This is a genomic window from Parvibaculum sp. (assembly GCF_019635935.1).
In the GTDB taxonomy this organism is placed as follows: domain Bacteria; phylum Pseudomonadota; class Alphaproteobacteria; order Parvibaculales; family Parvibaculaceae; genus Parvibaculum.
In genome coordinates this window covers 2,255,885-2,271,110 of the sequence record NZ_JAHBYN010000001.1, presented here as the reverse complement: position 1 = coordinate 2,271,110, position 15,226 = coordinate 2,255,885, and the positions used below count along the sequence as shown (strand labels likewise).

The following is a 15,226-nucleotide window of genomic DNA, read 5'->3' as shown; positions in this document are numbered from 1 at the left end:
CGGCGATGACCGTTCGCGTAAAAATCTGCGGTCTCTCGACGCCGGAAACCATCCGGGCATCGGTCGATGCCGGTGCCGACTATCTGGGTTTCGCCTTCTATCCGAAGAGCCCGCGCCATCTGACCTATGAACAGGCCGCAGCGCTTGCAACACATGTTCCCTCGTCCGTGCTCAAGGTCGCCTTCACCGTCGATGCCGACGACCGGACGCTCGACGCCGTCGTCGAGGCGCTCAAACCCGACATGCTGCAGCTTCACGGCGAGGAAACGCCGGAACGGCTCGTCTATCTCAAGGCGCGCTTTGGTCTGACCCTGATGAAGGTGATCGGCGTTGCCGGACCGGAAGACCCGCTTCGCGCCGCTATTTACCGAGATTCCGCCGATTTGTTGCTGTTCGACGCCAAACCACCTAAATCTATGGCAGGCGCGCTGCCGGGCGGAAACGGCCTGGCTTTCGATTGGTCGCTGATCGCAGGCCATCGGCCGGAAATGCCCTGGATGCTTTCGGGCGGGCTTAACGCTGAAAATGTCGCCGAGGCGATCCGCATTACCGGCGCCGAAGCGGTCGATGTTTCATCCGGCGTCGAAAGCGCGCCGGGACAGAAGGATCCGGCCGCGATCGAAGCCTTTATTCGCGCAGCGAAAGCCGCCTGACGGCAGCGCCGGTTGTTGAAAGAGAAAGTTCGAGCGTGAGCGCATCGCAAGCCAATTCCCTCCGCAACGGCCCCGACGAGCGGGGACGCTTCGGCATTTTTGGCGGACGCTTCGTCGCCGAAACGCTGATGCCGCTGGTGCTCGATCTCGACAAGGCCTACACCGCCGCGAAAAACGACCCGGCCTTTCAGGCGCAGATCGATTTCATGCAGCGCGACTATGTGGGCCGGCCAAGCCCGCTTTATCTCGCCGAACGTCTGACCGAGAAGTTCGGCGGCGCGAAAATCTACATGAAGCGCGACGAGCTCAACCACACCGGCAGCCACAAGATCAATAATTGCCTTGGGCAAATTCTGCTCGCGATGCGCATGGGCAAGACGCGCATCATCGCCGAGACCGGCGCCGGCCAGCACGGCGTCGCAACGGCCACCGTCTGCGCGCGTTTCGGCCTGCCCTGCGTCGTCTATATGGGCACCACCGACATCGAACGGCAGAAGCCAAACGTCTTTCGCATGAAGCTGCTCGGCGCCGAGGTTGTGCCGGTCACGTCCGGCACCGGCACGCTGAAAGACGCGATGAACGAGGCGTTGCGCGACTGGGTGACCAATGTCGACAACACCTATTATCTCATCGGCACGGTCGCAGGTCCGCATCCCTATCCGGCGATGGTGCGCGATTTTCAGTCGGTGATCGGCAACGAAACGAAGGCGCAGATGCAGGAGCGCGAAGGCCGCCTGCCCGACTCGCTCGTCGCCTGTATCGGCGGCGGCTCGAACGCGATGGGATTGTTTCATCCTTTCCTCGACGATCCGTCGGTCAAAATCTACGGCGTCGAGGCAGCCGGCAAGGGCATCGAAACCGGCGAGCATTGCGCGTCGCTGAAAGGCGGGTCGGCGGGCGTTCTGCATGGAAACCGCACCTATCTGCTGCAGGACGACGACGGACAGATCAAGGACGGTCATTCGATTTCGGCGGGTCTCGACTATCCGGGCATCGGACCGGAACATGCATGGCTGCACGACACCGGCCGCGCCGAATATGTGTCGGCGACCGACAAGGAAGCGCTTGAGGCCTTCCAGCTCTGTTCGCGGCTCGAAGGCATTATTCCGGCGCTCGAACCCTCGCACGCGCTGGCTTTCGTCTCGAAGCTCGCGCCGACATTGCCGAAGGATCATCTATTGGTGATGAATATGTGCGGGCGCGGCGACAAGGACGTGTTCGCGGTTGCCGATCATCTGGGGGTGACGCTGTGACGACGCGGCTCGACAAACGCTTCGCGCGGCTGAACGCGGAAGCCCGCGCGGGCTTCATCACCTTCATCACCGCCGGCGATCCCGATTTCGACACGACGCTGGCGATCCTGAAAGGCCTGCCCGGCGCCGGGGCCGACGTGATCGAACTCGGCATGCCTTTCACCGATCCGATGGCCGACGGGCCGGCGATCCAGGCCTCGACACAGCGCGCGCTGAAAGCGGGCGCCAGCATGATGAAGACGCTCGAACTCGTGCGCCGCTTCCGCACCAGCGACGGCGACACCCCGATCGTGCTGATGGGCTATTACAATCCGATCTACCACATGGGCGTCGACTTGTTCCTTTCCCGCGCGGTCGAAGCCGGCGTCGACGGACTGATCGTGGTCGACCTACCGCCGGAAGAAGACGACGAGCTCTGCGAACCCGCGATGCGCGCGGGCCTCAATTTCATTCGTCTCGCGACGCCGACGACAGACGACCGGCGCCTTCCGGCGGTCCTCGCCAATACGTCGGGCTTCGTCTACTACGTCTCCATCAACGGCATTACAGGCTCGGCAAGCCCCGAGGCGCGCAATGTCGCGGCGGCGGTCGCGCGCATCAAGCGCCACACATCGTTGCCGGTCGCTGTCGGCTTCGGCATCCGCACGCCTGAGCAAGCGGCCGAGATCGCCCGCAACGCCGATGGTGCCGTGGTCGGTTCGGCCATCGTAGACGCCATTGCCGCCGAGATCGACGCGCAAGGCCGGGTTAATCCGGGTGCGGCCGAACGCGTTCTCGCTTTCGTGCGCCAGCTTGCCGACGGCGTCCACGGGGCGCGCGCCACCGCCGCAGAATAAAGGGAAGAGCCCATGAACTGGATCAACAATGTCGTCCGGCCGAAAATCCAGCGGGTTTTCAAGAAGCGCGAGCAGACGCCCGACAATCTCTGGCACAAATGCGGCAATTGCGGCGAGATGATCTTCCACCGCGATCTCGACGCGGCAATGCGCGTCTGTCCTGCATGCGATCACCATTTGCGCCTCGGCACCAAGGAGCGCCTCGCTTCGATTTTCGACAATGCCGACTACCAGACGGTACCGGTGGACGGTGTGACGCTCGATCCACTGAAGTTTCGTGACCAGAAGAAATATCCCGACCGCCTGAAGGAAGCGCGCAGCAAGACCGGCCGCGACGACGCCGTGACGGTCGCGCATGGACCGCTTGACGGTGTCGAGACGGTGGTTGCGGTCGAGGACTTCTCTTTCATGGGCGGCTCGCTCGGCATGGCCGCCGGCGAAGCGATCATTCGCGGCGCCGAGACGGCACTCGAGAAGAAGGCCCCCTATATTCTCTTTACCGCCGCCGGCGGCGCACGGATGCAGGAAGGTATCCTGTCGCTGATGCAGATGCCGCGCACGACGGTTGCGATCCAGCTCCTGCGCGAGGCGGGGCTTCCGTTTATCGTCGTTCTGACCGACCCGACCACCGGCGGCGTTCTCGCATCCTATGCGATGCTGGGCGATATCCAGATTGCCGAGCCGAAAGCGCTGATCGGCTTTTCGGGCCGTCGCGTCATCGAGCAGACGATCCGCGAAAAACTGCCGGCCGACTTCCAGCTTGCCGAATTCCAGTTCGAGCATGGCATGGTCGACATGATCGTCCATCGCCACAAGATGAAGGAGACGCTGGCGCGCATCGTCCGGCTGATGACGCATCGGCCGCGCAACACGCGGCAGGCCGGCACCAATGTGCCGGCGACGTTGCCCGCGCCGGCGCCGTGAACGAAAAGATCCTCGCCGCCAGCGACGTCATTCTCGATCGGTTGACCGGCCTTCATCCGAAGCTGATCGACCTTTCGCTCGACCGCACATGGCGGCTGCTCGCCGCGCTTGGCCATCCCGAGCGCGCCTTGCCGCCGGTCTTCCACATCGCCGGAACCAACGGCAAGGGTTCGGTTGCCGCCTATCTGCGTGCTTGCCTCGAAGCGGGCGGCTATGCCGTTCACAGCTACACCTCGCCGCATCTTGTACGCTTTCACGAACGCATCCGACTTGCCGGACGGCCGCAAAGCGCCTTTATCGAGGAGCCGGCACTTGCCGGCTTGCTCGACGAATGCGAACGCGCCAATGACGGCGCGCCGATCACGTTTTTCGAGATCACCACCTGCGCGGCGCTGCTCGCTTTCTCGCGTGCACCTGCCGATGCGCTGATCCTCGAGGTCGGCATGGGCGGGCGTCTCGACACGACCAACGTGGTTGAGAGACCGGCCATATCGGTCATCACGCCGGTCGACCTCGATCATCAGGCCTTTCTCGGCGACACGATTGCGCTGATCGCGGCGGAGAAGGCCGGCATCCTGAAACGCGGCGCACCCGCCATCATCGGCCCGCAGCCCGACGAGGCGCGCGTCGCCATCGAAATGGCGGCCGAGAAGACCGGCACGAAGCTCTTCATTCACGGTCAGGATTTCACCGCCCATGAGGAAGCGGGCGCGCTTGTCTATCAGGATGAGGCCGGCCTTCTCGATCTGCCGCTGCCGCGCCTTGCGGGCCGCCACCAGATCGACAATGCGGGCATCGCGATTTGCGCGTTGCGTCAGTCCGGCATCCTGCCGCTCGATCGCGCGGCAATCGCCGACGGACTTTCCCGTGCCGATTGGCCGGCGCGCCTGCAGCGGCTGACGCGCGGGCCGCTGATCGCGCTGTTGCCGAAGGAGAGCGATATCTGGCTCGATGGCGGCCACAATCCCGCCGCCGGACGCGCCGTCGCCGAAACCATGGCCGATCTTGCCGCGCGCGATCCGAAGCCGCTGGTGCTTGTCGCCGGCATGCTCGACACGAAAGACGCGGCGGGCTTCTTTGCGCCTTTCGCGGGGCTCGCCGCGCATGTCGAAACGGTGACGATCCCGGACGCGCCAGCTTCGCTGCCGGCCGAAAAACTTGCCGAGGCGGCGCGCGCCGCCGGGCTCGACGCAACGCCCGCCGTCTCGCTCGAAAGCGCCATTGCACGGGCGGTTGTCGACGCCGGCCGCGCGGGCCCCCGCGCTCTCATCTGCGGTTCGCTCTATCTCGCCGGGCACATTCTTCGTGATCATGCGTAAGAAAAATCGTGCATGAAAAAGGCCGGTCCTTTCCGAACCGGCCTTTCGACAATTTCAGCGGAAACGATCAGAGCGCGCTGTCGATCCACTCGACGATTTTGCCCTTGGGCAGCGCGCCGACCTTTGTTGCGGCCACCTGACCGTCCTTGAAGATCATCAGCGTCGGGATGCCGCGCACGCCGTATTTCGTCGGCACGTTCGGATTCTCGTCGATGTTGATCTTCGCGATCGTCAGCTTGCCGCCATAATCCTTGGCGATTTCTTCCAGCGCCGGGCCGATCTGCTTGCAGGGGCCGCACCACTCCGCCCAGAAATCGACCAGAACCGGGCCGGACGCATCCAGCACGTCGCTCTCGAAGGATTGGTCGGTCACTTTGTTGGTCGCCATCTTCTTCCTTTCCTGGCCCTGCCCTGTTTTTACCGGGGCGGACCCGCGCGCCACCGGGGGCGCGGATACGAGGGGTACAAATTCAACGTGCCTCAAATCTAGGAACGCACCCCGCCAAGGTCAAGGCGCGCGCTTTGTCGCGGAAGCTGCAGGTTTCAGCGCATTCTCCAGCATTTCGGCGGGCAATTCCATTAACGTCGGACCGTCCGTCCACAAAAGGGCGCAACGCACTTTACGGCCCGGATAAACGCGCGCCAGCACCGCGCGATAGGCGGCCATTTGCGCCACATAAGCGGGTGCAACCTCCGCCAGCGTCGCGGGCGGCGGGCGATTCGTCTTGTAGTCGACGATCATCACCTGATCGTCCGCAACGCAGAGACGGTCGATCTGGCCGGTGACCGGAAATGCCTCGCCGCCGAAATCGATCATGCCGGCGACCGGCGTCTCGGCGCGGCTGCCGGGCGCGAAGATGGCCGCAAACTTCCGATCGTTCAGTACACGGAAAACCGCGTCCGCAATCTCCTCGCGTGCCGCCTCATCGAGCCCATGCGCGGGCAGCGCCAGATAGCGTGCCGCCGCCTCGCGCTGCCGTTCGGGAGCAATTTCCGGCAGGGTTTCGAGCAGGCGGTGGATGAGGCTACCGCGCTGAAAGCGGTGCGTTGCGTCGCCGGATCGCGGCGACACCGGCGCGGGCTCGGCCATGCCCTCGGGCGGCAAACGCGACGGGGCGAGCGGCCGCGAGGGCCGCGGCTCGGCGGCAGCGGCGCGCCGCGCCCAGTCCGGAAGCGCGGGCGCCGGCACACCGGCTGCTTCGGTCTCCGGTTCGGGTTTGCGCTGCTGCCTGCCCTCGATGCGCCAGACCGGGCCGCCATCGGCATGCAAGGCGTCTTGCGCCTCCGGCAACAGGGCCTCGCAAACGAGCTCGTACCAGCAATCGGGCGGCGGCGGATTGATGCCGCGATAGCCCGCCACATAGAGCCGGTCGCGGGCGCGCGTCATCGCCACATAAAGGAGGCGGCGATACTCATCTGCCTGCACACGGCGATGGCCTTCGCGCGCGATGGCACTGACCTCGTCCTCATCCTTCTTGCGCACCGGCCAGAGCAAAAGTTTCGGCCCGTCATTCGGCAACGGCAATTCGAGCAGCGCCGGGTCATGGGCGCCACCCGGCGCGGCGCAGGTGTCGGGCATGAAAACAATCTCGGCTTCGAGGCCCTTCGCGCCGTGCACCGTCATCACGCGCACTTCGTCGCGGCCCTGGTCCATGTCGCGCTTGATCTCGGCGGCGCCGCGCTCGACCCAATGCACGAAGACCTCGAGCGAAGGCGCATGGCGCCGTTCGAATTCGAGCGCCAGCGACAAGAGCTCGTCGATCGGATCGGCGGCGTCCGGCCCCAGCCGCGCCAGCAGGCGCTCGCGGCCTTTCTCGGCCAGCACATGCGCGAAGAACTCATAGGGCGGTTCGAAATCGGCACGCGCCAGCAGATCCGCAAGCAGCACTTCGGCGGCGGCGTAGCGCGCATTGCCCTTCGCCTTGTCCTGCAACGCTCGCCAGAGCCGCCCTTTACGATCATACGCAAGATCGAAAAGCTCGTCCTCGGTTAGACCGACAAGCGGGCTTTTCAGCACCGTCGCCAGCGTCAGGTCGTCGTCGGGCAGCAACACGAAATGCGCCAGCGCCAGCAGGTCCATCACCGCAAGCTGCTCGGTCAGCACCATGCGGTCGGCGCCGGCGACCGCGATGCCCTGCTCTTTCAGGTGCCGCACCATCTCCGCCACGAAGGCGTTGCGGCGGCGGACGAGGATCAGGATGTCGCCGGGCCGGATTGGACGACCGCGTCCGGCCAGAATTTCCCCGTTGTCGATCCAGCCCCTGATCGTCAGCGCAATGCGCGCGGCGAGCTTCGCCATCGGCGCTGTCTCGGTCATGTAGTCGAGCGGTGCGTCCCAGACGACGGTTTCCTCGCCCTCTTCCGGCTCTTCCAACGGCCAGATTTCGACAAGCCCCGCATCCTTCGCGCGGAAGGCGATGTGATCGTCGATGTCGCCCGAGGCCGTCAATCCATTGCGGGCATGCGCCAGCGCAAATACCTTGTCGACCGCCGACAGAACCTCCGGCACGGAGCGGAACGAACGCGTCAGCGGCACATAGTCCCATTTTCGCTTCGCCGCCTTCACGCGCTTCTCGAAATAGCGTTTCATCGCATCGAAGCGTGCCGGATCGGCGCCCTGAAACGAAAAGATCGACTGCTTTTCGTCACCGACCGCAAAGACCGTCCGCACGCGTTCGCGCGCACCGTGCCCGGCCAGAAACTCGTCGGCCAGCGCGGCGATCACGTCCCATTGATCGGGGCTCGTATCCTGCGCCTCATCGACCAGAATGTGATCGATGCCGCCATCGAGTTTGTAGAGTACCCATGCGGCCATGCGGCTGCGCGTCAGCAGTTCGCGCGTGGCCGATATCAGATCGTCATAGTCGAGCAGCGCGCGGGCGCGCTTCGCGTCGCGGAAGGTGTCGAGAATGGCGACCGCCAGGGTCAGGATCGCCTCCGTCGCTTCGGCAACCGCAACGGCGCGCATCCGGCCATAGAGGCCGAGAATTCGCTGTTGCTCCGCGTACAGGACTTCCGCCGCCTGCGGATGCGCGCCGGCGGACTTTGCCGTCATCAGGCTTTTGCGCGGCTCGTTTTTCTGCGTCAGGAAGACGGAAAGATAATCTTCGACGGCATCGGTGCGGTCTTCGGATGTCTCAAGATATCCGATGAGTATCTCCGCGCGTTCGACATCGGTTTTGGCGCCGCCGGAAAGCGCTACTGCCGCGGCGCGCATTTCCGCCTCGGGCAGATCCGCAATCGCCGCGCGCAGACCCTCGACCGTTTCATCCGGGCCGACCGACAGCGCATGACGCAGCGCCGCACGGATGCCGTCGAGGCCGCCGAACCCTTCCATCAGTTCGGAAAAGTTGCCGCGCTGCGTCGTTATTTCCTTCAGCAGATTGCCGAAGGCCAGTTCGTCGACGCGCGCCACAACATGCGCCAGCGCCGCCGAAAGGGCCGTGCCTTCCTCCGTGCCCGCGCGGCGCAGAACGGCGTCGCGCACTTCCGCCATCAATTCGGTCGCGGCTCGCTCGTCGAGAATGTCGAAATGCGGCGGCACGCCGGCCTCGAGCGGGAAGCGGCCGAGCAGACGTTCGCAAAAAGCGTGGATGGTCTGGATTTTCAACCCGCCCGGCGTTTCGATGGCGCGGGCGAAGAGCTTGCGCGCATCCTTGAGCGTCGCGGCATCGGGGGGATCGCTTTCGATACCTCGAATCTCCGCCGCAAGCGTCTTGTCGTCCATCATCGCCCAGTCGCCGAGACGCTTGTAGAGACGCGCCGACATTTCGGCCGCCGCCGCCTTGGTGAAGGTGAGGCACAGAATGCGTTCGGGCGCGTTGCCGGCCAGCAGCAACCGCGCCACGCGCGTCGTCAGCGCGTGCGTTTTTCCCGAACCCGCATTGGCCGACACCCAGACCGAGGCTTCGGGATCGGAGGCACGGCGCTGCGCGTCGTCGGCGCCCGGCGATTTTCCCGGAGATGGGGCGCGCGCTTTTGTCATTCGCCCTCTCCGCCCGATGCCGACCACTCCTTGACGCGCGCCAGATGGTCGTAGTCGCCGTAGCGGCCGGTGAACATCGGACGCGGACGCGAGAGATAAGGCGTCGTCTCGTTCTCGTATTGCTTCAGCAGATCGACCAGCAGCGCGAAAATCTCCTCGGCGAGATCGCCGCCGGGATCGGGAATGACACGTTCCTCGCCCGCGGTTTCACCGCCCGTCAGCCGCAGATATACAAGCCGCGATGCGGGCGCCTCCGGTAGACCCTTGTCGCGGAAGCCGCCTCTCGCCGCCATCGCCGCTTCGAGCGGCAGTTGCGGCGAGAGGCCGATTTCGACCTGCTTCTTGCTGGGCACGTTGCCCGTCTTGTAATCGGCGATGCCGAGCGTGCCGTCCTTCATCAGATCGATGCGGTCGGCCTTGCCGCGCAGGATAACGGGCCGTCGCAAACCGCCGATTTCGGTTTCGCCCAGCGTCTCCGCAAAGGATCGCGCGACGTCCGGGCGGTGGGCACGCTCATACTCGATCATCCAGCGCGCGATGCGCCGGAAGCGCGGCCACCAGAAGGCGGCGACGCCCGGCCGTTCCATCGCGCTCTCGAAAACGCCTTCACCAAATTCCAGCAGCTTCTGGAGCGCATGATCGGGCAATTCCTCCGGGAACGCCGCGACAAATCTTTCGAGCGCCTTGTGAACGATCATGCCGCGCTCGGCGGCCGCGATGTCGGCATCCAGCTCATCCAGAACCGGCAGCTTCAAAATCTTTTTCGCATAGATCGCGTAGGGATCGCGGATCAGCGTTTCGATTTCGGTAACGGAAAAGCCGTCGGGACGCGCATCGAGCGGCGGCGCCGGACGCGGGCGCACCGGATCGATCTTCGCGGCCGGCTTGTCGAGGTCGTGCGACCATAGCGTCCAATGCGGCGCGCGCGGCGTATTTTCCTGCCCGAGGCCGGTCAACACGCTTGCCAGTCGCAACCACCAGCGCGAGGCGACCGTCGGCGCGCCCTCGACCTTTGCGGCCCTGGTCAGGATCGCTTCCTTCGCGCTCGCGCCCTCGACGAAATCATGCGCGGCAAGACCGATCCGCCGCTCCGGCGGATCGAGCCCGAGCGCGGCGCGCATCGGCCGGTTGAGCCAGGGGTCGATGCCGGCTTCGGCCGGCCATGTGCCTTCGTTGAGGCCGCCGAGAATAATCCGGTCGGCATGCTGCAGCCGTGCTTCGAGCGGGCCCCAGATGAAGAGCCGCGGATGGTGGCCCCAGCGCGGGCGCAGCACGCGGCCGTCGGCCAGTTGGTCGAAGAAGCGGGGGTACGAGTTCGCATCGAGTGGTCCGAAGGCGGGCGCTGCATCGATCAATTCCCGGATGAAATCGGCCGCCGCCTCGCCTTCCTCGCGCGCCCAGAGGCGGCTCGCGCCTAGCTCCGTCGCGGTTGCCGACAGGCGTTCGGCCGTTTCGACATGGGCGCGGACAAGCGCGTCGAGCGGCGCGCCGTCGCGCCATGCCGCCACCATCGGCGAAACCTCATGCTCGATTCTGTCGAGCAGGCGGCGCGTTTCGGCGAGGTCGCGCTCGAAGGCGGCGGTTATCCGTCCGGATTCCGCGCGGGCATGGCTTTCGGCCGCACATGCTCTGCGCAAACCGTCGATGCCGGGCGCCGGACGCGGCCCACGCAGGATGAGGCGCTCCATGGCGCGTACGCGAGAACGGAACGGCGCCAAATCCTCGCCCATCGCCGCCAGCGGATGCTTCAGGCAGGCCAGCATCGGGACCGGCGCGAAATCCTCTGCGATCATTGCCGCGATGAGACGCATGAAGGCCATTGGTGTTGTCTGCGCGAGCGGCTCGCCGCCGGAATCGTCGACCTCGATTTTCCAGCGCCGAAGTTCCATCGCAACGCGGCGCGCCAGTTTGCGGTCGGGCGTCACCAGCGCCGCGGTTTTCGCTGGCGTTTCAACGGTTTCGCGCATCAGCAGCGCGATCGCGCCCGCTTCGTCGCGCTCGCCCGCCGCCTCGATCATGGTCAATCCATCTATCGCGGCGCTCGCCTCCTTCTTCATCGCCGCAAGACGTGCCCGCCAGCGTTCCGTCGTTTCGGCCGGCCGCAACGCCTCGGAGAGAAGCCGTGCACGGGCGGGCGCCTCCTTCGCTTCGCAACCCGGCCATAGCGCGACGTCCTCGCGCGCCGCATCGAGATGACGCAGCAGTTTCGACATGCCGTATTGGGGATGCGACGCGGTGCCCGGTTCGCCGATGACCGACCAGCTTTCCGCGTCGAGATCGAGATCGAGACCCGGCAACACGACCGCGCCGTTCGGCAGTGCGGCGATAACCTTCAGCAAATCGGCTGTTGCGGGGATCGAACCGGTCGACCCCGCCGCGATGACCGGCGCCACAGGCGGATGCGCGCGCCAGAGATCGGCCTGCGCACGGATCAGACGGTTGCGGCGTTCGGCCTGCTCCATGTAACCCATTTGCTCAAGGGCATGAGGCCACGCGGCGGTCAGCAGCTTCAGAAATTCGAGCGTGATCTGCCAGTGGTCGGCGAATTCGTCGGGCACGAGATGCGCAAGCGTCGCGAGATCGACGCCCTCTGTCAGGCCCATGTCGAGAAAGCGGCCGAGATCGGCGGCAAGCGCCAGCGCGCGCGTTTCGTCTTCGCCGCGCCCGGCCACGATCATGCGGGCCAGATGCAATTGCCGTTCGAGCGGCGGCATCGCAGGCGGAAGATCGAGCGCGTCTGCGCCCATGCCTTTCGGATCGAGGATCAGATCGTCCTCGTCGACATCGCCGAGCGTGCGGATCGACGGCAGGATCAGCGCCGTGCCGCCGCCGGCGCGCAGAAACGCCTCGCCGAGCGCGCGCACCGCACGGCGCGTCGGCAGCAGGATCGTGATGTCCGCGAGCGCGCACGCGCCGAAGCGCCCGTCCAGCGTCGCGTCGGCCAACAGCGTCGCCGCCAGCCGCTCCAGAAAGGGCGTGCCGGGCGGCATGGTGAACAGGGTGCGGGAATCGGCGGGCATGGGCCCTATCGTAGCGGGTCGGCGCTCACAAATCCCGCAGGAAGGCTTCGGCCTCGGCGAGATCGTCCGGCGCGCCAACATGCATCCAGGTGCCGCCCATGCGCTGGCCGTAGAGCCGGCCCTGATCGATCAGGCGGTCCCAGATCAGGTTGGTCGAGAAGGCGCCGTCCGGGCCGTCGGCGAAGAGGCCGGGCTTGACGATCTGGACGCCGGCAAACATGTAGGGCGCCGTTGTGCTTTCGCCGCGCCGCGCCAACAGGCCCGCCGGATCCATCGTGAAGTCGCCGCGGCCGACATAGCCGATGGTGCGGGCGGCGTCGGCGATCATCAGCAGCGCATCCATGCGCTCGGGATCGAACGCCGCCATCAGATTGCGCAGGTTGGCGCCGAGGCCCTCGACCCAGACCGAATCCGAATTGAAGGTCAGCACCGGATCGTTGCCGAGCAGCGGCAAGGCCTTTTTCGTGCCGCCACCGGTGTCGAGAAGCGCGTCGCGTTCGTCCGAAATGACGATGCGCGGATGCGTGCGTGCGGCGAGATGCGCAACAAGCAGGTCGGCCAGATAATGGACATTGACGACCGCATCCTCGATACCGGCTTCCGCCAGACGGTCGAGCACATGGTCGATCAGCGGCTTTCCGGCGAGACGCACCAGCGGTTTCGGCACTGTTTCGGTGAGCGGGCGCATGCGCAGACCCCTGCCCGCCGCCATCACCATTGCCTTGCGGATTTTCATGCGTGCTCCCGCAAGACATGCGCCTCAAGCCAGACCTTCAACGCCGCGAGCGCCGGGTGAGCGAGGTTGCGGCGCAGATAGTCGATGGTGCGCGGCATATGCGCCATGTATTGCGGCTTGCCGTCGCGTTTCAACAGGCGCGGCCAGAGACCCATCAGACGCAGCGCGCGTTCGGCGCCGAGCGCCGCATAGGCGGCAAGGAATTCCTCTTCGTCAAAGCCCGGCAACTCGCTTTTGGCACGCTCGATATAAAGCGCGCGCATGGCCTGTTCGCGCGCCGGCGGCACGTCGCGGCGCGCATCCTGCAGAAACGACACGACGTCATAGGCGCGCGAACCGATCAGCGCGTCCTGATAATCGATCAGACCGACGCGCGCCGCGCCTTCGCGCGCCCCGAGCCAGAGCATGTTGGGCGAATGATAGTCGCGCAAAAAAAGCGTTGCGGGGCCGGCATCGATCGACGGCCGCAGTTCGCTCCAGCATTGGTGAAATTCGGCGCGTTCCTCGGTCGCGGCCTCGCGGCCCAGCACCACCGGGAAATGCCAGTCGAGCAGCACGTCGAGTTCGCCGCGAAAGACGCCGTCGTCGAAATGCGGCACGACATGCATCTCTCCGTTGCCGACCGGCAGCGCCTTCGGCGCGGGCGCGGATTGCAGGCGCAGCAGGGTTTCGATGCCGGCGCGATAAAGCGCGTCGAGCGGCTCGCCGGCGGGGCCTGCGCCTTGCTCGATCAATGTTCCGTAGACGTCGTCGCCGAGATCTTCGAGCAGCAGCAGGCCTTTCTCGATGTCGGCCGCATAAATTTCCGGCGCCGAAAGACCGAGGCCGCGCAAGTGTTCGCCGACCGCGACAAAGGCGCGTACGTCTTCGGCGAGATGGGCGATGCGGCTGTAGGCGGCACGGCCTTGCTCGACCGGTGCATCGGGGCCCGAAGGCCAGTCCATCAGCACGGCGGGGCGGCCGTTGAGCGAGAGGCGTTCGTAGCGGCGCGTCGAGGCGTCGCCGGTGAGCGGGCGGCGCACGGCCTCGCCCCAACCGGCGGCGGCCAGAAAAGCGCGGATCGTTTCGTCTCGCGTGGTCGTCAAATCGTCAGCCCCTCGAGCCGCGCGGCCCAGCTTCCCGTTCCGGTGAGGCGGGCGCGGCGCCCGCCTTCTGGCACGAGAGAGAGGGCGATGTCGAGACGGGAGGGCGAGAGGCGCAGCAGGCCGGGGCCGCCGCGTTCCGGCCATTCGACGATGGCGACGCCTTCATCGACGATTTCGGCGAGACCAAGCTCGCGCAATTCGTCCGTGTTTTCAATGCGATAGAGGTCGACATGGGCGATCAGGAGCGCCGGGCTCTCATAGGTCTGGATCAATGTGAAGGTCGGCGAGGGCACGTCCTCGGCGCGGCCATGGGCGGCCAAATGGGCGCCGATCAGGGCGCGGGCGAGCGCAGTTTTCCCGGCGCCGAGGTCGCCCGTGAGCAGGATCAGATCGCCGGCCGCCATCAGCGGCGCCAGCGCGGCACCGAGCGACGCGGTGGCGCGCTCGTCCGGCAAATCGAAATCGCGTGAAAAAACGGCGCTCATGCTGGCTTTCTAGCGCGGCTTTGCGCGGCAGAATAGTAAAATGCCGTGACTTTAGGCGCTTCTTAACGCCGGTCGCCCAGACTCCCGTCCGAACGGGGGACCGGGGACATGACCGCAAAGCTGCTAGGAACGTCGGTCGATATCTGCCCGGTCCGGATCGAACATCCGACCCTTGCCGCCATCCATGCCTATTGGGACGCAAAACGCGGGGACCGCGCGATGCCGGCGCGCGCCGACATCAACCCGCCGGACCTCAGGGAACATCTCGGCTGGATCATCCTGCTCGACGTGCTGCCGGACCTCAGCGATTTCCGCTACCGGCTGGTCGGCACCAAGGTCGCGCGCTACTTCGGCGGCGACGGCACCGGACAGACAATTTCCCAAGCTTTTCAAGCATTTGGCGCGGGCGCCATCAAGGGCGTGCAGGCGGTGCACCGCAAGGCGGCGCGCGACCGGTTGCCCGTCCGGGCGCGCGGCGAGGCGGCCTGGCTCGCCGACGGCTTCGACTATTTCGACTCGCTCTACCTGCCGCTCTCGGATGACGACAAGACCTGCAACATGATCCTGTCGGCCTTCGTTTTCGACTATGCGGTGGTGCGGGCGTCGAGCGAATCGGCGCTGCCCTGAGCACCCAAAACCCCCTGCTGTCATCGAACTGTCAAAAAACTGTCACAATCGGGGATAAGTTCTCTCCGTGTACGGACGATGTGGCAAGTTATCCCCGGTTTCAGGGCGCGGCGGAATCCGGGCTGGGCGATTCGGGGTCCGGCCGGATGTCCCATAAAAAAGTTGACGCAGGCGTCATTTTTTGGCGAGGTTGAGGCGCGGCGACGGGTCGCGCCGGGCGGCCGGTTTTGCCCTATAAAGGGCGGGACAGGCGGCTTATTGCGTAGTAAAAGTCCGTAAAATTTGGTGGCCAGAGCGAATTCG

Annotated in this window: 12 protein-coding genes; 6 read left to right on the top strand and 6 right to left on the bottom strand. The window is 65.5% G+C overall.

Annotated features, from left to right (window positions below; all coding sequences use genetic code 11):
• Nucleotides 1-5 precede the first annotated feature (5 nt).
• The 5 genes from KF719_RS11260 to KF719_RS11240 are packed head-to-tail and all read left to right on the top strand — an operon-like array spanning nucleotide 6 to nucleotide 4,985.
• Nucleotides 6-653, top strand: coding sequence for a phosphoribosylanthranilate isomerase (locus KF719_RS11260; protein WP_293508810.1), 648 nt, complete (start codon nucleotides 6-8; stop codon nucleotides 651-653).
• Between the two features lie 35 nt (nucleotides 654-688).
• Nucleotides 689-1,906, top strand: coding sequence for a tryptophan synthase subunit beta (gene trpB / locus KF719_RS11255; protein WP_293508809.1), 1,218 nt, complete (start codon nucleotides 689-691; stop codon nucleotides 1,904-1,906).
• Entirely contained in the window at nucleotides 1,903-2,742 is an 840-nt protein-coding gene (gene trpA, locus KF719_RS11250) for a tryptophan synthase subunit alpha (RefSeq protein ID WP_293508808.1), read from the top strand. Before trpB ends, trpA begins: the two co-directional genes overlap by 4 nt.
• 12 nt (nucleotides 2,743-2,754) lie before the next feature.
• Nucleotides 2,755-3,666, top strand: coding sequence for an acetyl-CoA carboxylase, carboxyltransferase subunit beta (gene accD / locus KF719_RS11245; RefSeq protein WP_293508807.1), 912 nt, complete (start codon nucleotides 2,755-2,757; stop codon nucleotides 3,664-3,666).
• Nucleotides 3,663-4,985: a folylpolyglutamate synthase/dihydrofolate synthase family protein gene (locus KF719_RS11240; RefSeq protein WP_293508806.1), complete on the top strand. Its 1,323-nt coding sequence runs from the start codon at nucleotides 3,663-3,665 to the stop codon at nucleotides 4,983-4,985. Before accD ends, KF719_RS11240 begins: the two co-directional genes overlap by 4 nt.
• A gap of 67 nt (nucleotides 4,986-5,052) precedes the next feature.
• On the opposite strand, the gene trxA is transcribed toward KF719_RS11240, so the two are convergent.
• From trxA to tsaE, 6 genes are all read right to left on the bottom strand, one after another.
• Nucleotides 5,053-5,373 (bottom strand): thioredoxin TrxA, encoded by a 321-nt coding sequence (gene trxA, locus KF719_RS11235; protein ID WP_293508805.1) that lies wholly within the window; start codon nucleotides 5,371-5,373, stop codon nucleotides 5,053-5,055.
• A 120-nt stretch (nucleotides 5,374-5,493) separates the two neighbouring features.
• Nucleotides 5,494-8,970, bottom strand: a complete 3,477-nt coding sequence (gene addA, locus KF719_RS11230; RefSeq protein ID WP_293508804.1) for a double-strand break repair helicase AddA — start codon at nucleotides 8,968-8,970, stop codon at nucleotides 5,494-5,496.
• On the bottom strand, nucleotides 8,967-11,990 hold the full coding sequence (gene addB, locus KF719_RS11225) for a double-strand break repair protein AddB (protein WP_293508803.1): 3,024 nt from the start codon (nucleotides 11,988-11,990) through the stop codon (nucleotides 8,967-8,969). Before addB ends, addA begins: the two co-directional genes overlap by 4 nt.
• Before the next feature lie 25 nt (nucleotides 11,991-12,015).
• Nucleotides 12,016-12,726, bottom strand: coding sequence for a nucleotidyltransferase family protein (locus KF719_RS11220; RefSeq protein WP_293508802.1), 711 nt, complete (start codon nucleotides 12,724-12,726; stop codon nucleotides 12,016-12,018).
• Nucleotides 12,723-13,811, bottom strand: coding sequence for a phosphotransferase (locus KF719_RS11215; protein WP_293508801.1), 1,089 nt, complete (start codon nucleotides 13,809-13,811; stop codon nucleotides 12,723-12,725). The genes KF719_RS11220 and KF719_RS11215 overlap by 4 nt, the downstream gene beginning before the upstream one ends.
• Nucleotides 13,808-14,296, bottom strand: coding sequence for a tRNA (adenosine(37)-N6)-threonylcarbamoyltransferase complex ATPase subunit type 1 TsaE (tsaE, locus tag KF719_RS11210; RefSeq protein WP_293508800.1), 489 nt, complete (start codon nucleotides 14,294-14,296; stop codon nucleotides 13,808-13,810). Before tsaE ends, KF719_RS11215 begins: the two co-directional genes overlap by 4 nt.
• A gap of 108 nt (nucleotides 14,297-14,404) precedes the next feature.
• Between tsaE and KF719_RS11205 the strand changes: the two genes are divergently transcribed.
• Nucleotides 14,405-14,923, top strand: a complete 519-nt coding sequence (locus tag KF719_RS11205; protein ID WP_293508799.1) for a PAS domain-containing protein — start codon at nucleotides 14,405-14,407, stop codon at nucleotides 14,921-14,923.
• Nucleotides 14,924-15,226 lie beyond the last annotated feature (303 nt).